Raw genomic sequence first — 16,983 nt, 5'->3', positions numbered from 1 at the left:
AAGAGTGGCATGAGGTCGTATTCGCCTGGCATACGTGCTCCCATACTTGCCGGTAAGATTACTCGCCGCTGGCCTTATCGATCAGGCTATGATCGCGCTCTATGAATCGGATATCCCCCATGACTTATGGCCGTTGACCTACAAGCGCTCTACCCCAAACTGATCCATCTGATGTTGGATACAGTGTTTGTGGTTGATAGAGACGACCACATTGTTTTTGTGAGTGATGCCTGTGAGGCCCTGCTGGGTTACCGTCCTGACGAGCTGAACGGCACCCCTATCACCCGCTATATGCATCCTGAAGACCTGGCTAGCACACGGGACTCGATTGCCCGCGTCATGAATGGTCAATTCCACTTCGATTTCCGCAACCGTTACATCCGCAAGGACGGAGGCGTCGTGTACATCCTGTGGGCGGCATTCTGGTCGGAAGAGGTTGGTGCAAGGATTGGCGTCGCACGCAACGTGACGGCTTTGACTCAGGCCGAGGAGGAGTTACGTTTCCTCGCGCATCATGATCCGCTGACAAAACTAACCAACCGCTCGATTTTCAGTGATCGACTGAAATCTGCCCTGCACGTCGCGCACCGTCACAATAGTCAGTTGGCTTTGCTGTTTCTGGATATCAATGACTTCAAGAGTATCAATGACGTTCATGGCCACGCCGCGGGGGATCGTATTCTTTGCATGATTGCCCGACGTCTAGAAAGCTGCATACGTGAGACGGATACCGTGGCCCGGATGGGCGGCGATGAATTTACGGTGCTGTTGACCGATATCCAGTCGAGAGACGCCATTTCCAAGAAGTTAGAACAGATTCACGACGTCATGGCTGCGCCACTACCGCCTGAATTCGGCGCACTCAAGATGCCGTCGTGCAGTATCGGCGTTGCCTATTATCCCGAGGACGGCAAGGATGCCGACACATTGCTCACCTACTCGGATAATGAAATGTACCGGATGAAAAGGCATCGTTTTTTAGACAATAAAGAGCCCGGTACATAAGTCAAACTCAAGAAGTGCGTCCGCCCGGCCAAGTCATCCAGCGGACGGCGCAAAACCGAGACATGGTATTCACTTACGTAGTCACCCGCCCATCAGATGAGAAATCGTTGAGGGCAGTTGAGTGGTTGGATCAATCCGAGGCGGGTGCGGGTTCTTGCTTCGCTTTGCTCTTGCTGAGAACGAACCACACCGCTAAACAAATAAGCCCGCCGCCGTACAAATGTGCCGCCGAAAGACGTTCACCAAGGAACATCACCCCCCACAGCACGCCAAAGGGAGGGATAAGGAAGGTCACGCTCAGCGAACGCACCGGCCCGATATCCGCGATCAGGCGGAAATACAGAATGTACGCACACGCGGTGCAGATGAAACCCAGCGCAACCAGTGCTATCCAAACCTGCGGGTTACCCCAGGTCGTCGGTGGGCTTATTGCGGTTGAGATTCCAAAGAACGGCACGAGAAACAGCGTCGCGCCAATCTGACTGCCAAAAGCTACGAGTTTCGCGTCCAGCCCCCCCTTGTCAGCTACCCATCGTTTAGCCAGAAATCCCGCTGCGCCGTAACAACTGGTGGCGACTAAACACGCCAGCGCGCCCATGACCACGCTCATTGAAAGTGTGACGGGGCCGGTGCTGGTCAGCAACGTAATGCCCATAATCCCGATCAACACGCCGGCAGCTTTTTTCAGTGTCAACGGATCGTTGAAACACATCCAACCGATCAAGACGCCCATCATCGGTGTGGTCGCATTGAAAATGGCTGAATAGCCGGCAGGTAACAGCAGTGCCGCCACGCTATACATCAAAAATGGGATGCCCGAATTGATAACACCCAACACCATGATCTGCCGGAGCTTGCCGTTGAAGTCGACGCTGGAGTTTAAAATGGCAAGAATGACGGCCAAGCCAATGGCCCCCAACAACACGCGGAAAAATGCCGTCGGCAATGCGCCCAGAACAGGAGCCGAGATACGCATGAAGAGAAAACTGGCGCCCCAGATCGCCGCCAGCGCAAGTAGTCGAACATAATCGGATAATTTCATGGGTTGCCTCCGGCGCTGTTCGTTAACTAAAAAGATGACTCGAGAGTTGCATCGCTGATGTCGGGCAATCCAAAAAGTTGTTGCAGTAGTTAAGGGGAAAAGACCAACTATACGGAAGCCATGGTGGACGCCTCTAAGTTTGGAGTCTCACCGTAAGGGTGTTCGAAATGTACCCGCACTCCGATTCTTGCTGCCGAAAACGGATGTGCGGCAAGGGGCTTGGACGCTACGCTCTGGAGCTGGCGCGCAGCGGGTCTCGGTATCTGGATGACCTACCCACCAAAGGTCTGTGAGGGCCGGCGCAGCGTCGGATCAAACGGATTGATCCGGGGCCCGATCGCCGCCGCTTCGCGCTTGAGCAACTCCACCACCATCGGCAAGCGACTCGGCCCCAATCGGTCACTGATGGTCGCCACGCTCAATGCTGCCACCGCATGGCCGTCCCGGTTCAGGATCGGCACCGCCAATCCCGCCATGCCTTCCAGCACACCGGTATTGCGCGCCGCATAACCCAGATTGCGCACGTTCTCCACTTCCGAACGCAACAGCACCTCGTCATACAGGTGAAAATCCTTGAGCCTTGGCAAGTTGTAGCGGATCACCGTCTCGCGCTCTTCCTCCGGCAAAAAGGCCAGGATCGCCAGGCTGCCCTGCCCCACGCCCAATGCCACGCGCCCGCCGATATCACCCGTGAAAGTACGAATCGGGTACGGGCCTTCGCTGCGGTCCAGGCAGATCGCATCAAAGCCGCTGCGCGCCAGCAAAAACAATGAATCCCCCAGGGACGCACTGAGGCGCAGCATGCTCGGCCTTACCAGGTCGCGCAGGTTGCCGGTCTTGCCCGCGTTCGCCGCCAGAGCGAAGAACTCCAGGCTCAGGCGATAGCGTTTGCTGCGCGCGTCCTGCTCGACCATACCTTCATCCATCAGGCTGCGCAGCAGGCGGTGGGTGGTGGGTTGGGACAGGCCGACCTGTTGTGCGAGCTGAGTCACGCGTTCGCCGCCGTCGGGCACGCCGCCCAAGGTACGCAGCAATGCGAACAAGCGAGACACGCCGCCCGCACCCACTTCCCTGGTATTTTCATTCCGCTCAGTAGAATTCATAGCGTGTTATCTCATCAATAATTCTTGTCAGTGAATAAAACTGAAAAAAACACTCCATTCAGTGAAATTCTATCTTTCGCCCATCCTAGTCTTCGTCCTAATCTGCGTCCACAGGGGCGAAATGAACAACAACCGGCAGCCGACTCAAGATCGAGCGCCAACGCACCCGCAACACCCTTTTCGCATCTGCCCAAAACAAAAAAGCGCGTTTCGACGCGACTCAAAAAAGGTGGAACGCAGACATGGCATTTCTCCAACTCAACGCCTTGAGCAAACGCTACGGCGCCGTCTACGCGGTGGTCGCCACTGACCTTGCGGTGGAAAAAGGCGAGTTCGTTTCCCTGCTCGGCCCCTCGGGCTGCGGCAAGACCACCACCCTGCAAATGATCGCCGGCTTCGTCGACGTGAGCGCTGGGCAGATCCTGCTCGACGGTCGCGACATCACCTACGCCAAGCCCGCCAGCCGTGGCCTGGGCGTGGTGTTCCAAAGCTATGCGCTGTTCCCGCACATGACCGTGCGCGACAACATCGCCTTCGGCCTGAAGATGCGCAAAGTGCCGGCCGCCGAGATCGCCGCCAAGGTCAAGACCGTGCTGGAGCTGGTGCGCCTGGCCCCCCACGCCGACCGTTACCCCCGTGAATTGTCCGGCGGCCAGCGCCAACGCGTGGCCCTGGCGCGCGCGCTGGTGATCGAGCCGCCGGTGTTGTTGCTGGATGAGCCGCTGTCCAACCTCGACGCGAACCTGCGCGAAGAGATGCAGTTTGAAATCCGCCGCATCCAGCACGCGGTGGGCATCACCACCCTGATGGTCACTCATGACCAGGCCGAGGCGCTGTCCATCAGCGACCGTGTGGTGGTGATGCAGGCCGGGCGCGTGACGCAGATCGACGTGCCCTACAAGCTGTATGAACACCCGCGGACGCGCTTTATCTCGGACTTCGTCGGCAAGGCTAACCTGCTGGCCGGCGATTACGACGCACGCGGCATCCCGCAGGTGCGCCACGCCGCGGGTGACGGCGAACTGGTCTTGAGCCTGCGCCCGGAAAAAATCCAGCTGGTGGGCGCAAGCGAAGGTCGCCTGCAAGGCCAGGTGCTCGACCGCTACTTCTTCGGCAGCCAGTGGCTGTACCGAATCCATACCGCGCTGGGCGAAATCACCGTGGTGCGCAGCAACGACGGCAGCGCGCCGCTGGGTTGCGGCGCGGCAGTCGGCCTGGACTGGCAAGCCGAGTTGCTGCGGGTGCTGACGGCGGATGAGGTACACCCATGAGTCGCGGCTATCTACTCTCGTTGCCGGCGTTGCTGCTGTTCGCCGGGCTGCTGATTCTGCCGCTGGGCCTGACCCTGGTGCTGTCGTTCAACGTGTTCGACTACCAAGTGGGGGTGAAGGCCGATGAGTGGACCTTGGCTCATTACCTGGCGTTGTTCAGCGACGCGTACTTCTACGAAATCTTCTGGCGCACCTTCTGGATCAGCGCGCTAGTGACGCTGCTCTGCGTGGTGATTGGTGTGCCCGAAGCCTACATCCTCAGCCGCATGGGCACGCCGTGGCGCTCGATCTTCCTGATCCTGATCCTCACGCCGTTGTTGATTTCGGTGGTGGTGCGAGCGTTCGGCTGGAGCCTGCTGCTCGGCGCCGACGGGCTGGTCAACCAGGTGATCCAGGCACTGGGCGGGCGCCCGGTGAAGCTGTTGTACACGCCGTTCGCAGTGATCATTGCGCTGGTACACGTGATGCTGCCGTTCATGATCATTCCAGTGTGGACCTCCCTGCAAAAGCTCGACCCCTCGGCCGAACAGGCGGCTTTGTCGCTCGGCGCGAGCCAGGCCACGGTGATGCGCAAGATCGTGTTGCCCCAGGTAATGCCGGGCGTGCTGTCCGGCACCCTGATCGTGTTCGGCCTGGCCGCCAGCTCCTTTGCGATCCCCGGCCTGCTCGGTGGGCGGCGCCTGAAAATGGTCGCCACCGTGGTGTACGACCAGTACCTCTCGGAACTCAACTGGCCCATGGGCGCGACCATCGCGGTGGTCCTGCTGTTGGTCAATCTGCTGATCATGCTGAGCTGGAACCGCATGGTCGAAGGCCGCTACAAAAAGTCCCTGGGGGTTTAAGCGCATGTCCAGAAACGGTCCTTTGGCCCTTGGCTTCCACGGCCTGGTGGTGGTGTTCATGATGGCGCCGCTGGTGGTGGTGTGCCTGGTGGCCTTCACCCCGGAAAATACCTTGAGCCTGCCCACGTCGGGCTTCTCCCTGCGCTGGTTTCACGCGGTGTTCGAGCGTGCCGACTTTATCCAGGCGTTCTACAACAGCCTGATCCTGGCATTTACCGCTGCAACCCTGGCGACGCTGATTGCAGTGCCGGCCGCGCTTGCAATCAGCCGGTATCAGTTCCCGGGACGTAACTTCTTCAGTGCGTTGTTCCTGTCGCCGATCATCATCCCGCACCTGGTGTTGGGGGTGGCGATGCTGCGGTTGTTCGCCTTGATGGGCGTCAACGGCAGCTTCACCTGGCTGATGCTGGCGCACGTGGTGATCATCACGCCCTATGTGCTGCGCCTGGTATTGGCAGCAGCGATCGGGATCGATCGCAGTGCCGAGCAGGCGGCCGAATCGCTCGGTGCCGGACGCTTCACGCTGTTTCGCCTGGTGACGTTGCCAATGATCCTGCCCGGCGTGGCCGGCGGCTGGTTGCTGGCCTTCATCAACAGTTTCGACGAAGTGACCTTATCGATCTTCGTCAGCTCGCCGGCCACGCAAACCTTGCCGGTGCGTATGTACGTGTACGCCACCGAATCCATCGACCCGATGATGGCTGCAGTGTCGGCGCTGGTGATTGCCCTCACGGCGGCGGCCATGATTGTGCTCGACCGGGTCTACGGCCTGGATCGCGTGCTGGTGGGAAAACATTGATGGCCTTGTTCAAACGATTGACCGAAACCGCACGCCCTGCCCTGGCGTTTACCCTCGACGGGCAACCGGCCACAGGCTTGCTCGGCGACACCCTGCTGACGGCGGTACTGACCTGCGCCGAGCACCTGCGCGGCAGCGATTTCAGTGCCGAACGCCGCGCCGGGTTTTGCTTGATGGGCGCCTGCCAGGACTGCTGGGTGCGCCTGGCGGACGGACAACGCGTGCGCGCCTGTTCGACCCTGCTGGAAGAAGGCCAGGCGATCAGCCGCGACCCGGGGCGCCAGCTATGAAGCCGGTGGTGATCGTGGGCGCAGGCCCGGCGGGGATCAGTGCCGCGCGCACCCTGTTCGACCACGGCGTAACGCCTTGCCTGGTGGACGAAAGCCTGCGCGGCGGCGGGCAGATCTATCGCCGCCAACCCGCAGGCTTCCAACGTACCGCCAGGCAAATATACGGATTCGAGGCGGGTAAGGCCGAGGCCGTGCATCGCACCCTGGATGAACTGGCGCCGCTGATCGACTACCGACCCGAGACCCTGGTGTGGAATGCCGAGGATCGGCGCCTGGACTTGTTGAACAACGGTCACGCAGCCAGCGTCGAGTATTCGCGGATCATCGTCGCCACCGGCGCCACCGACCGTATCCTGCCGGTGCCGGGCTGGACCTTGCCCGGTGTCTACAGCCTGGGTGCGGCGCAAATCGCCTTGAAGTACCAAGGTTGTGCCATCGGCGAACGCGTGGCGTTTTGTGGCAGCGGGCCGTTGCTGTATCTGGTGGCGTATCAATACGCCAAGGCCGGCGCCAATGTGGTCGCCGTGCTCGACAGCGCGCCGTTCAGCGCCCAATGCCGCGCCTTGCCGGCGCTGCTCGGACAACCGGCGACCCTGGCCAAGGGCTTGTATTACCGCGCCTGGCTCACGGCCCACGGCGTTCCCGTGCATCAGGGCGTGACGCTGCAGCAGATCGACGGTGAACAACGGGTCAGCGGCATACGTTGGCGCAAGCACACCCTGGCCTGCGACGCTGTGGCCTTCGCCCATGCGCTGCGCAGCGAAACACAGTTGGCGGACCTGCTCGGTTGTGAATTTGCCTGGAATGCCTTGAACCGTGCGTGGCTGCCGCAACGGGACGGTGCCGGGCGCAGCAGCGTCGACGGTGTGTACCTGGCGGGTGACGGTGCCGGGATCATGGGTGCCGATGCCGCGCAGATGGCCGGTGAGCGGGCGGCGTTGGCGGTGCTGGAAGATGCAGGCGTCGCGATCGATCATCAGCGCCCGGCCCTGCTTGAGCGGCAATTGGCGCGCATCCAGCGCTTTCGACAGGGCCTGGAGACTGCGTTTCCCTTCCCGGCAGACTGGGCCGCGCAGGCGCCGGACGACTTGATGCTGTGTCGCTGTGAAGAAGTCCGGGTTGGCGATATCCGCACCGTGGTGGATGAAGGTCATTGGGAAATCAATCGGGTCAAGGCCCATTGCCGGGTGGGCATGGGCCGCTGCCAGGGGCGCATGTGCGGGCTGGCGGCGGCTGAAATCGTCGCCGAGCGCAGCGGTCGCGGGATAGAAGACGTCGGGCGTTTGCGCGGCCAGGCCCCGATCAAGCCGCTGCCGTTTGGCGTGGAGGTGCAGCCATGATCGACGTCATCGTCCTCGGCGGCGGGATTGTCGGTGCGTCGGCGGCCTTGATGCTGGCGCACAAAGGTCAGCGTGTGGCGTTGGTGGAACGGGACTTCTGCGGCTCGCACTCCAGTGGCGTGAACTATGGCGGCGTGCGGCGCCAGGGACGGCCGTTGCATCAGTTGCCGTTGTCGCAGCGCGCCCATCAATTGTGGGCCGACCTGCCCGGCTTGATCGGTATCGACGGCGAATACGTGCGCTCCGGACATTTGAAACTGGCGCGCAGTCATGGGGATTTCGCCGCGTTGCAGGCGTATGCCGAACACACGCGGGGCTTTGGCCTGGGCTTGCAGTTGCTCGATTACGCCGAGCTGCGCGCACGTTTTCCGTGGGTCGGGGATATCGCAGTGGGTGCGTCGTTATGCCCCGAAGATGGCCATGCCAACCCGCGCCTGGTATCCCCCGCCTTCGCCCGTGCCGCGCAGCGCCTTGGCGCGTGTGTCTACGAGCAGGCCGAGGTGATCCGCATCGAACATGACAGCCGCCAGTTCCAGGTGGATTGCGCCAACGGCCTGCACCTGCAGGCGCCATGGCTGCTCAATTGCGCCGGCGCCTGGGCAGGGACCGTCGCCGCGCAATTCGGCGAGCCGGTCCCCATGACGTCTGCGCACCCGGCCATGCTGGTCACCGAGCCGCTGCCCGTGGTGATGAACGTCAGCACCGGCGTCGAAGGCGGCGGGATTTATGCGCGCCAGGTGGCCCGGGGCAATTGCATCCTCGGCGGCGGTCGCGGCTTTGCGCTTGGCCCCCGGCAGGCGCGGCCCGGGCAAGCGGCGGTGCTGGAGATTCTGCGCCATGCCGGCGAGCTGTACCCGTTTCTCAAGGGTGCCCAGGCGATTCGCACCTGGAGCGGCACCGAAGGTTACCTACCCGATCATGAACCGGTGATCGGCCCCAGCAGCACCCAGCCTGGCCTGCTCCACGGTTTCGGCTTTGCCGGCGCCGGGTTCCAGCTGGGCCCGGCGGTCGGTGAAGCCCTGGCAGAGATCGTCTGCACAGGGGCCAGCCGGCAACCCATCGAAGCGTTTTCCATCCGTCGTTTCCAAGCCTGAGAGGAAAAACATCCATGAATACTCGTATTGCGCTGTCCTGCTTGTCCCTCGCTCTGCTCGCCTCCACCGCCCATGCAGCCCCGACGCTGTACCTGGGCATGAACGGCGGCACCATGGAACGGGTGTATGCCGACAAGGTGCTGCCCGCGTTCGAAAAGGCCAATAACGTCAAGGTGGTGATCGTGCCCGGCACGTCGTCGGACATCCTCGCCAAGGTCCAGGCCAACAAAGACAACCCGCAGATGCACGTGATGTTCCTCGACGACGGCATCATGTACCGCGCCATCTCCATGGGCCTGTGCGACAAACTGGCGCCGAGCCCGCCCCTGGAGCAGATCCCGGCCAAGGCAAAAATCAAGGACCAAGCCGTGGCCGTGACCCTCGGCGTCACCGGCCTGGGCTACAACGCCAGGCTGTTCAAAGAGAAAGGCTGGGCTGCACCGACCTCGTGGATGGACCTGGCCGACCCGCGCTTCAAGGACAAAGTGGTGTTCCAGTCCCTGGCCTCATCGACCTTCGGCCTGCACGGTTTCCTGATGTTCAACCGCCTCCAGGGTGGCTCAGAGACCAACGTGGAACCGGGCTTCAAGGCCTGGCCCAAAACCGTCGGCCCCAACGTGCTGGAGTACATCGCCAGCTCCGCGAAAATCTCCGAGATGGTGCAAACCGACGAAGCGGCGATCTTCCCCCTCACCCCGACCCAGGTCGCCACCCAGAAACTGCTCGGCGTGCCGATGGAATACGCGCAACCCAAGGAAGGCGCCGTGGTACTGAACGTGGCCGAATGCGTGATCGCACGCAACGACCAACCGGAACTGGCACAGAAACTCGCGGCCTTCCTGCTGACCGCCGAAGCCCAGGCGCCGGCGCTGGAGGAAGGTGATCAGATCCCGTCAAACCCGACCACGCCCACCAGCGACAAGACCCGCGCCCGAGTGGAGGCGATGCAGGGTTATTTGCAGACGGCGATCTCGATTGATTGGGACCAGGTGAACCAGGCGCGGCCGGAGTGGAATGCGCGGTGGAGTCGGTCGATTGAGCGGTAGCGTTTCATAAGCCTGCTCGGCGCCGAACTCTTTGGCGCTGGGTACGGATTATCCTACTGATGCGCTGGCGTTTTTGGCGCAGTTTTACCCATTCGTTGCGGGCTTCGCGGTGGCGTTTGCTGTTGAGCAGTAATAGAGCCAGCAGCGGGAACAGAATGCCTGATGCATAAAGTACTTTGTGGGGCCCATATTCGATGGTGGGTAAAACGCCCAGCAAGCACAAGAGCATCAAGATGACAGGGATCCATATCCAGCCTGGATAGCCACGGACGACCATGAAGTTGCAGTGAGCAATAGGAACGGCGGAGCCGATAGTAAAAAAAATGTGTATTTGAGATTTACGTTAACGGGCAAAGCGCCGAAGTAACGGTCAAACATCATCGGAATGCCAATTGCCAAAGCAAATAGCTGAGAAAAGTTTGCCGCAGCAAAGACCGGAAAATAACATTTCAGAAGACGCCAAAGCTCCTCCAGGCTCATCAGAAATATCATTCGTCAAACTCCTCGTAGAGCCCCACTGCGGTTGTTCGAAAGTTACCGGTCATGGCGCTGCCTATCGCGACCGGTGAGCCCCACCACATCCTTGTTTTGAACGAGAGTTGCTTGTCGCAGCTCGACTTGGGCGAACCTCTTTGGCAAATCACCCCTGCCCCGGCAATCGCCGGATCGGCATCGATGGAAGCAAACAGCCGACGCAGATTGATATTGCCTTCAATGCACTCACGGGTAGTGAGATGAGTGCAGGGGAAACATCCTTGAATATGCCAACTGCCATTCCTTTACTCCCGAACTCATAAGAGTGCAGAGCGTAAAGACTCAATATCCCGCAACAATGTAGGAAATTTTCCTTTTTCTTGACAGGCACTTCCCGCTCTCGGCTAAGCATCTTGTAGTTAATCGGAGGAATAAGAAAAGTACGCCATTCGTCACTACCGGCGAACGATCAGACAAGGAACGAGTATGGCAATTGATATGTTTTTGAAGCGACTCGTTAACTCAGCACGTTTTCTTGACCTCCAACCACTTTTGCAAGGATAGGCATTATGAGTGGAAAGCCCGCCGCCCGCGTTACTGACCCTACGGCATGTCCAATGCCGGAGCACGGCACCAACCCTATCATCGAAGGTTCTCCTGACGTCTTCTTCGATGGCTTGCCCGCAGCGCGCCAAGGTGATGTATCTGCTTGCGGGAGCCCGATCAGCTCGGCCGTATCATCGACGGTTTTTATCAACGGAAAACCTGCCGCAACGCTCGGCAGTGTCGGTGAACATGGCAACGTGATCATCGGTGGATCGGGAACAGTGATTATCGGCGACATATTCACACCGACCCCATTCACCCCCATCGTGCCATTGAGCCGTTCCACAGCCCCTTACTCCGGACGCTTTCAACTCATAGATCAGGAAACCGGCAAACCCATTGTTGGCCGCAAGGTAAAGGTCTGGTCTAGTGCCGGTTGGAGCACGCTCGACACCACGAATATCGAAGGCATGACATCGTGGGTTAGCCATGCTGCGTCGGAGTCTATCTATATTGACTTGGTGCAGGAAGGCGAAGAATGAATGATCAACCCGGCCTTTCTCAGGGTGGCATGAGCCCCGAAGGAAAAACTAACCCTGTCGGCATCCTGAAGCCGAAGCTCGATCCCCAGGACAAGAACGTACTTTGCTCGGCAATTTGCTATTGCAGCAGCACACCCAACATCAGCCAGGATGGCAAGCATCTCAAACAGGGCTGTGTGGCCCAGCGCCTTGGGGAGCTTGACGAGATTCTCCAGAGGCGCAGTCCGTATAAGCCCGAGGTCAGTTACGACATGACCAAGAATCCACCACAGCCAATCCTCGACAGCCAAACAGGGAACAGCCCTCATGGCTGGATACCGGGTTGGATCAACAAGTATTGGAATGAGGACCCAGAGCATCCACCGTTCAAGCCTGGGAAAGGGATGATTCGGCGGCCTGATGTCGTGATCGTCAAGGCTGCGAGCAAGCCGCCAACTCAGGACAATATCAAACAAGTTGTCGAGATGAAGTTTCCACCTGACCCACCGAAAGTGGAGCAGGCGCAGGATTATGCAAAAATTGCCGGCAACAAAAACAAGGTCGTTGAGATGACATCCACTGAATGCGACTGCGGTCAGGAACATCAGCAATCCAATGTGCCGGTGGAACAGCTCGGGTGGGCCGCAGCCATCGCTGGGAGTGTGATGTTTATCCTGACGCGTGGCCGCTCCCCTCGGCCAATGATCCCCGCTTACTGATTCTAAGGAACACCCATGGAACCGGAATTCAATGTAGCCGAAGAACTTGCCAAGCAACCACACCTGCTGGAAATACCCGGCCACTTGCTAATGAAGGGCGGGAGCCAGAACTATATTGGCGCAGTGCTATGTCTGCGCGGGACGCTTTATTTCAGGGATGCACACACACGCTTGGTACGCGAGTCACTATGCCAGTGCTTCGACGATTTCAAGCGCTTGGCTGAGCCCTACCTCACGTGGCTCTGGCGCGAAGAACCTCCTCAGGGTAAACCGCTGTCAGCTTATGCTGACGCAAAGCCATTGCGCGATATGGTCGAAGCAATGGATGAAGATGATCTTCTCAGCTTCTACTACCTCAGTGGCAAGCAACCAAATGACGCCAGCGCTTGGCTCTTCGATGTTTTTGGTATGCGGGGATGGAAGGCAAAGATGGGAGATGACCTAAGCGCTCTGGAGTTCTCAATACCACTTCTGTACCAAGAGCAGAACCCACTCAGTTTCCTGCGTTTGTTCCTTGACTCAGCACGCCGACTGGCTCCAGAGCAGGGCTACGCCGGACATGCCTTCAACCTTTCCGTCACCAACCGAGATGGCAACGAGCCTACCGAAGCTTTTATGGCGGCGCGCATGCCTGGCTTGGATGTAGGAACAGCAGGTCTGCTGGTCAATATCCCCGAGTTCAAACCTACAAAAATCAAGACGGTCAGTTGGCTGACCTTGCTCGACCAAACGCGCCTGGATATTGTTGGCGGTCTGGAGGAGCTACGTGCGCAGCTACCCTCCAGCCATTTTGCCTTCTATGACTACGGTAACGGCGTAGTGATCCAGGCCGGCGCATACCCCTACCTTGGCGGTGATGCCGATGATCCGAAGCCGGTGGCCTACGTATTACTGAACCATGTACTCAAGGGCATTCGCTACGAGACGGTAGGTTCATTGCACGGCGGCTCTCATGATGGCGAGTTGCGACTGGTGGACTGGTCGGCTGACCAGTGGCTCAAGCGCTTGGATGTGGATGCAGACGACATACCCGGCTGGCGTGCCAAGTTACTTCGCGACGAACCCTGCCTGGATGCTACAAATACTCTGCCAGGGCGTTTGTAGAATAGATGGACTGCGCGGCTGCCGACGTAACAAATAATCTGGCTGCTGTCGCAGCTCCCTCTGGTCGCAGCCACTCTACAATCATCCTCCTCTCCCCCCGTTTGAAGCCCATTTGTAGATAAGTCCAAGCAAACACGCCTCCTCCCAATCCCTAGCGATAGAGGTGTCAAAAATGCATTGCAGAAATCAAGGAGCAATCGGCAGCGCGCGTTTGTGCGCTGTCTTGCTGTACGCCCCTTCGACAATCGTCCTCACCCGCTCACTCACTGGCTCGCCCATCAGGTACGCATCAATCTCTTCGTACGTGCAGCCGTAGGCATGTTCATCCAGTTTGCCCGGTACGAGTTCTTCCAGGTCGGCAGTAGGCTGCTTGTGCACCAGGTTCGTCGGAGCCCCAAGGGCACTGGCCAACAGGCGCACCTGGGTCTTGGTCAGGCCCGACAACGGGGCCAGGTCGCACGCGCCGTCACCGAACTTGGTGAAAAACCCCATCAATGCTTCGGCGCCGTGGTCGGTGCCGACCACCAGGCCGTTGTGCAGGTTGGCCATCGCGTAGTGCGCGATCATGCGGGTGCGGGCCTTGACGTTGCCTTTGATGAAGTCGACCTGTGCGGCGCTGGCTTCGGTGGCGGTGAGGCAGGCCATCAGGCCGTCGACGCTGGCGGCGATGTTGAGGGTGTCGATGTGGTCGGGGGTGATGAAGGCCAGGGAGGCCTGGGCGTCGCTTTCGTCGGCCTGGGTTTTGTAGGGCAAGCGCAGGGCGATAAAGCCTGCGGCGTAGTCTTCGCTGCGCAGTTGCTCTACCGCCAGTTGGCAGAGGCGCCCGGCCGTCAGCGAATCGACGCCGCCGCTGATGCCCAGCACCAGAGCCTTGCAACCGGAATGGCGCAGGGTGGTTTTAATGAAGTCGATACGCCGTTGGATCTCCCGGGGCGCTCCCCCCTTGACCAACGAGCGGTTGATATTCAGTTCCAGGGCAATACGGTCCTGGGTTTGCATGTCACACCTCCACGCTGCCGACGTTGAATACTTGCGTTGCGTACCGCAAAAACGAGGCGTCTTCGCAGACATTCTTGATCGGGTCATCCGAGAATTTCACCACCGGCTCACCGTGTACCCGCACCAGTTTCATCACGATGCTCAGCGGCTCAACGCCTTCCACATCGCAGGCCAGGCTGGTGCCCATGCCGAAGCCGAACCTGGCCTTGCCGCGCACGTGGCGCAGGATCGGCAGGCATTTCTCGAAGTTCAGGCCGTCGGAGAACATCAGGTCCTTGGTCATCGGGTCGATACCCAGTTGCTTGTAGCGGGCCAGGACTTTATCGGCCCAGACGATAGGATCGCCGGAGTCCTGGCGCAGGCCGTCGTAGAGCTTGGCGAAGTACAGGTCGAAGTCCTTCAGGAAGAAGTCAGTGCTGATGCAGTCGGTCAGGGCGATACCCAGGCGGCCGCGGTATTCACGTACCCAGTTTTCCAGGGCGGCGTTCTGGCTTTCGCGCAGGCGGCCCAGTTGCTGGTGTACCATCAACCATTGGTGGGCCATGGTGCCGATCAGCGGCAGGTCGAACGCGTAGGCCAGGTGCGCGTTGCTGGTGCCGACGAACTGGCCGGGGAAGTCGCGGCGCATGATGTCCACCACTTCGCGCTGGGCCTTGAACGACAGGCGCCGGCGCGTGGAAAAGTCGGAGACGCGCAGGTCGGCAAGTTCGTCGCGGCTGAGGTTTTTCTCCAGCCAGTCGAATTTCTGGTAGAGCTTGCGGGTGACGTCCTCCAGGCTCACATCGGGGTATTTGTCACGGTTGCGCAGCTCGCTGACCAGCGCCAATACCGGCTGTTCGAACATGATGCAGTGCAACATCGGGCCGACGACGCGGATGTTCAGTTGGCCGTCGACTTCGCTGACGTGGATATAGCGCAGGTTGAAGCGGAACAGGCCGAGGAAGCGCTCGTAATCCGGCGTGAGGTATTCGCGAAAGCGTGGGTTGAACAGAAAGCGCAGCTCGCCTTCGCGCATCTGCAGGCCGGCGAGTTTTTCCAGTTCATCGCGCAGTTGCGGGATCAAGTGGCCCAGTTTTTCCTTGGAACGGACGATGAAGTTGTACTCGACGTCGACATTCGGATGCTGGTGCAACACAGCCTGCATCATGGTGAAGGTGTAGTAGTCAGTGTCGAGCAAACCCTGGATCACCGGGGTTTCGTAGTCGTAGGCACTTTCCATGGCGTATCTCCTTAACGCGTGGCCATCGCGGCCAGTTCTTCGCGGGTGCGGCTGATGCCGGCACCGGCCTTGAGCAACTCGTTGACGGCCTGTACGCCGCCCTCCTGCGTAATACCGCGGCACGCCGGCAGGTGCAGCACCACTTCCAGGCCGGCCTTGAGCAGTTGCAACGCGGTGGTCTTGACGCAGTAGTCGAGGGCCAGGCCGCCGACGATCACGCGGCTTACGCCCTGGACCTTGAGGTACTCGATCACGCCCGTGGACAGCTTGTCGTGCAGGTCGTGGTAGCAGGCGCCGTAAGGGTGCAGGTCGGGTTCGACACCTTTCCAGATGAAGTAATCGTAGTCATACGGGGTGGGCAGTTCGTCGAGCAGGGTGAAGCCCTCGGTGCCCGGCACGCAGTGGCTGACCCAGGTGACATCGGCGTGAGCCAGGCCGGTGGGTTGCAGCATCTCGCTGTGTTGCTTGACCACCCATGGCGCATGCGGAGTGTGGGCGTCCTTGCTGCCGACACGGTAGCCCGCGAGGCTGGCCATGTAGTTGAGTTCGGCACCGATGAGGTCCCCTTCGGCCACTGGCAATTCGTTGGGGCACAGCGGCGTAAAGCTCTTCTGGGCGTCGACGTCGAATGAAGCGATGGCATGTTTCGAGAGGGTCATGGCGGGTCTCCTGTGGCCTGAAAACAAAAGTACACGTCATGTACTTTCATTGCAAGAAAGATTTGTTTATCTAGGCTTTAGTCAGTACATGACATATTTGTTCGATCCGTTAGACTGTGCCCCCCGCTGTTTAGAAGGACTGCACATGCCACTTAGCGCCTACCTCCACACCGTCGACCTGTGCGTGCTGTTCTACTGCCGCGCGGCAGGAGAACTGAAGCTGCTGCTGAACAAGCGCGACGCCGAACCCTTCGCCGGGCATTGGGCCCTGCCGGGTGTGGTGGTGAATGGCGACGTGCAGGACCTGAGCCTCACGGATGCCGTGGAGCGCCTGCGCGCGAGTGACAAAGTCGGCCTCGACCTGGTGTGGAGCGAGCAAGTGGGTACGGTGGGCGACGCGTTCCGCGACCCGCGTTGCTGGTCGTCGTCCACTTTCTACCTGGCGATCATCGCGGATGAGGTGACACTGGGCGAGCATCAAGGCTGGTTTTCGCTGGATGCGGTAGCCGACGGCCGCATCAAGTTGCCGTTCGATCACAACACCATCGTGGCCGCCGTGCAGGAGCGGTTACTGTCCAAGTCGCTGTACAGCAGCTTGCCGCTGATGTTCCTGGGCCAGGAATTCAGCGCGCCGGAAGCGACGGCGATCTTCTCACTGGTGCTCGCGCGGCCGGTGTTGAAGACCAGCATTCGCCAGCGTTTGCTGAAGCTGACTGAGCAGGGGTATTTGCGGGAAACGGGGCGCAAGAAACAAGGCGAAGGCGGCAGGCCCCAGGCGACGATGGAGAACTTGAAGCCTGGGAAGGTTTATTTCTTCGATCGCAGTTTTGCCGACTAGCTCGGTATTCAAAAACAACCACGATCAAATGTGGGACCGCGCTGCGGGCGGACATGGCGATCAACAGCTCCC

Annotated in this window: 18 protein-coding genes; 12 read left to right on the top strand and 6 right to left on the bottom strand. The window is 59.8% G+C overall.

Annotated elements, in window-relative coordinates:
- The first annotated feature begins 126 nt into the window (after positions 1-126).
- A complete protein-coding gene (locus tag RGV59_RS18445; protein WP_057004789.1) occupies positions 127-1,005 on the top strand; it encodes a GGDEF domain-containing protein in 879 nt (292 codons plus the stop codon).
- Between the two features lie 130 nt (positions 1,006-1,135).
- Here RGV59_RS18445 and RGV59_RS18440 read toward each other — a convergent pair whose 3' ends face one another.
- Together RGV59_RS18440 and RGV59_RS18435 are read right to left on the bottom strand one after the other, a co-directional pair.
- A complete protein-coding gene (locus RGV59_RS18440) occupies positions 1,136-2,047 on the bottom strand; it encodes a DMT family transporter (RefSeq protein WP_126586063.1) in 912 nt (303 codons plus the stop codon).
- Between the two features lie 272 nt (positions 2,048-2,319).
- Positions 2,320-3,150: an IclR family transcriptional regulator gene (locus RGV59_RS18435; protein ID WP_126586061.1), complete on the bottom strand. Its 831-nt coding sequence runs from the start codon at positions 3,148-3,150 to the stop codon at positions 2,320-2,322.
- A gap of 242 nt (positions 3,151-3,392) precedes the next feature.
- On the opposite strand from RGV59_RS18435, the gene RGV59_RS18430 reads away from it, so the two are divergent.
- The 7 genes from RGV59_RS18430 to RGV59_RS18400 are packed head-to-tail and all read left to right on the top strand — an operon-like array spanning position 3,393 to position 9,832.
- The gene (locus tag RGV59_RS18430; protein WP_126586059.1) at positions 3,393-4,421 is read left to right on the top strand and encodes an ABC transporter ATP-binding protein; all 1,029 of its coding nucleotides are present in this window, start codon (positions 3,393-3,395) and stop codon (positions 4,419-4,421) included.
- A complete protein-coding gene (locus RGV59_RS18425; protein WP_046383763.1) occupies positions 4,418-5,263 on the top strand; it encodes an ABC transporter permease in 846 nt (281 codons plus the stop codon). The genes RGV59_RS18430 and RGV59_RS18425 overlap by 4 nt, the downstream gene beginning before the upstream one ends.
- Positions 5,264-5,267: 4 nt before the next feature.
- Complete coding sequence (locus RGV59_RS18420) at positions 5,268-6,062, top strand: ABC transporter permease (RefSeq protein WP_046488380.1); 795 nt, start codon at positions 5,268-5,270, stop codon at positions 6,060-6,062.
- Positions 6,062-6,352: a (2Fe-2S)-binding protein gene (locus RGV59_RS18415; RefSeq protein WP_046383765.1), complete on the top strand. Its 291-nt coding sequence runs from the start codon at positions 6,062-6,064 to the stop codon at positions 6,350-6,352. The genes RGV59_RS18420 and RGV59_RS18415 overlap by 1 nt, the downstream gene beginning before the upstream one ends.
- Positions 6,349-7,692 carry an NAD(P)/FAD-dependent oxidoreductase gene (locus RGV59_RS18410; RefSeq protein WP_126586057.1) on the top strand — a complete coding sequence of 448 codons (1,344 nt, stop codon included), beginning with the start codon at positions 6,349-6,351 and terminating at the stop codon, positions 7,690-7,692. The genes RGV59_RS18415 and RGV59_RS18410 overlap by 4 nt, the downstream gene beginning before the upstream one ends.
- The gene (locus tag RGV59_RS18405; protein ID WP_126586056.1) at positions 7,689-8,786 is read left to right on the top strand and encodes an NAD(P)/FAD-dependent oxidoreductase; all 1,098 of its coding nucleotides are present in this window, start codon (positions 7,689-7,691) and stop codon (positions 8,784-8,786) included. Before RGV59_RS18410 ends, RGV59_RS18405 begins: the two co-directional genes overlap by 4 nt.
- Positions 8,787-8,800: 14 nt before the next feature.
- Positions 8,801-9,832, top strand: a complete 1,032-nt coding sequence (locus RGV59_RS18400) for an ABC transporter substrate-binding protein (protein ID WP_046488385.1) — start codon at positions 8,801-8,803, stop codon at positions 9,830-9,832.
- Between the two features lie 228 nt (positions 9,833-10,060).
- On the opposite strand, the gene RGV59_RS18395 is transcribed toward RGV59_RS18400, so the two are convergent.
- Positions 10,061-10,324, bottom strand: coding sequence for a hypothetical protein (locus RGV59_RS18395; RefSeq protein WP_226926238.1), 264 nt, complete (start codon positions 10,322-10,324; stop codon positions 10,061-10,063).
- A gap of 551 nt (positions 10,325-10,875) precedes the next feature.
- Between RGV59_RS18395 and RGV59_RS18390 the strand changes: the two genes are divergently transcribed.
- Genes RGV59_RS18390 through RGV59_RS18380 form a run of 3 tightly spaced genes read left to right on the top strand, consistent with a single transcriptional unit; the run spans position 10,876 to position 13,196 of the window.
- A complete protein-coding gene (locus RGV59_RS18390; RefSeq protein WP_102617906.1) occupies positions 10,876-11,394 on the top strand; it encodes a PAAR domain-containing protein in 519 nt (172 codons plus the stop codon).
- The gene (locus RGV59_RS18385; RefSeq protein WP_046488390.1) at positions 11,391-12,092 is read left to right on the top strand and encodes a VRR-NUC domain-containing protein; all 702 of its coding nucleotides are present in this window, start codon (positions 11,391-11,393) and stop codon (positions 12,090-12,092) included. The genes RGV59_RS18390 and RGV59_RS18385 overlap by 4 nt, the downstream gene beginning before the upstream one ends.
- 15 nt (positions 12,093-12,107) lie before the next feature.
- The gene (locus RGV59_RS18380) at positions 12,108-13,196 is read left to right on the top strand and encodes a DUF3396 domain-containing protein (RefSeq protein WP_126586054.1); all 1,089 of its coding nucleotides are present in this window, start codon (positions 12,108-12,110) and stop codon (positions 13,194-13,196) included.
- A 186-nt stretch (positions 13,197-13,382) separates the two neighbouring features.
- Here the strand turns inward: RGV59_RS18380 and nadE are convergent, their stop codons facing one another.
- The 3 genes from nadE to RGV59_RS18365 are packed head-to-tail and all read right to left on the bottom strand — an operon-like array spanning position 13,383 to position 16,073.
- Positions 13,383-14,195 (bottom strand): ammonia-dependent NAD(+) synthetase, encoded by an 813-nt coding sequence (gene nadE / locus RGV59_RS18375; protein WP_102617908.1) that lies wholly within the window; start codon positions 14,193-14,195, stop codon positions 13,383-13,385.
- 1 nt (position 14,196) lies between these two features.
- Entirely contained in the window at positions 14,197-15,414 is a 1,218-nt protein-coding gene (gene pncB / locus RGV59_RS18370; RefSeq protein WP_046488396.1) for a nicotinate phosphoribosyltransferase, read from the bottom strand.
- An 11-nt stretch (positions 15,415-15,425) separates the two neighbouring features.
- On the bottom strand, positions 15,426-16,073 hold the full coding sequence (locus RGV59_RS18365) for a nicotinamidase (RefSeq protein ID WP_126586052.1): 648 nt from the start codon (positions 16,071-16,073) through the stop codon (positions 15,426-15,428).
- 145 nt (positions 16,074-16,218) lie between these two features.
- On the opposite strand from RGV59_RS18365, the gene RGV59_RS18360 reads away from it, so the two are divergent.
- On the top strand, positions 16,219-16,911 hold the full coding sequence (locus tag RGV59_RS18360; protein WP_126586050.1) for an NUDIX hydrolase: 693 nt from the start codon (positions 16,219-16,221) through the stop codon (positions 16,909-16,911).
- Positions 16,912-16,983 lie beyond the last annotated feature (72 nt).

Origin of the sequence: Pseudomonas sp. FG1 (assembly GCF_034313875.1) — a bacterium.
Lineage (GTDB): Bacteria > Pseudomonadota > Gammaproteobacteria > Pseudomonadales > Pseudomonadaceae > Aquipseudomonas > Aquipseudomonas veronii.
The sequence above is the reverse complement of the archived record's forward strand: the minus strand, read 5'-3'. Positions and strand labels throughout refer to the sequence as shown.

Coding starts and splice junctions, on each gene's coding strand:
- RGV59_RS18420 (WP_046488380.1), top strand. CDS start 5,268: ATGTCCAGAAACGGTCCTTTGGCCCTTGGCTTCCACGGCCTGGTGGTG.
- RGV59_RS18440 (WP_126586063.1), bottom strand. CDS start 2,047: ATGAAATTATCCGATTATGTTCGACTACTTGCGCTGGCGGCGATCTGG.
- RGV59_RS18430 (WP_126586059.1), top strand. CDS start 3,393: ATGGCATTTCTCCAACTCAACGCCTTGAGCAAACGCTACGGCGCCGTC.
- RGV59_RS18360 (WP_126586050.1), top strand. CDS start 16,219: ATGCCACTTAGCGCCTACCTCCACACCGTCGACCTGTGCGTGCTGTTC.
- RGV59_RS18445 (WP_057004789.1), top strand. CDS start 127: ATGGCCGTTGACCTACAAGCGCTCTACCCCAAACTGATCCATCTGATG.
- RGV59_RS18380 (WP_126586054.1), top strand. CDS start 12,108: ATGGAACCGGAATTCAATGTAGCCGAAGAACTTGCCAAGCAACCACAC.
- RGV59_RS18425 (WP_046383763.1), top strand. CDS start 4,418: ATGAGTCGCGGCTATCTACTCTCGTTGCCGGCGTTGCTGCTGTTCGCC.
- RGV59_RS18415 (WP_046383765.1), top strand. CDS start 6,062: ATGGCCTTGTTCAAACGATTGACCGAAACCGCACGCCCTGCCCTGGCG.
- pncB (WP_046488396.1), bottom strand. CDS start 15,414: ATGGAAAGTGCCTACGACTACGAAACCCCGGTGATCCAGGGTTTGCTC.
- RGV59_RS18435 (WP_126586061.1), bottom strand. CDS start 3,150: ATGAATTCTACTGAGCGGAATGAAAATACCAGGGAAGTGGGTGCGGGC.
- RGV59_RS18365 (WP_126586052.1), bottom strand. CDS start 16,073: ATGACCCTCTCGAAACATGCCATCGCTTCATTCGACGTCGACGCCCAG.
- RGV59_RS18390 (WP_102617906.1), top strand. CDS start 10,876: ATGAGTGGAAAGCCCGCCGCCCGCGTTACTGACCCTACGGCATGTCCA.
- RGV59_RS18400 (WP_046488385.1), top strand. CDS start 8,801: ATGAATACTCGTATTGCGCTGTCCTGCTTGTCCCTCGCTCTGCTCGCC.
- nadE (WP_102617908.1), bottom strand. CDS start 14,195: ATGCAAACCCAGGACCGTATTGCCCTGGAACTGAATATCAACCGCTCG.
- RGV59_RS18395 (WP_226926238.1), bottom strand. CDS start 10,324: ATGATATTTCTGATGAGCCTGGAGGAGCTTTGGCGTCTTCTGAAATGT.
- RGV59_RS18385 (WP_046488390.1), top strand. CDS start 11,391: ATGAATGATCAACCCGGCCTTTCTCAGGGTGGCATGAGCCCCGAAGGA.
- RGV59_RS18405 (WP_126586056.1), top strand. CDS start 7,689: ATGATCGACGTCATCGTCCTCGGCGGCGGGATTGTCGGTGCGTCGGCG.
- RGV59_RS18410 (WP_126586057.1), top strand. CDS start 6,349: ATGAAGCCGGTGGTGATCGTGGGCGCAGGCCCGGCGGGGATCAGTGCC.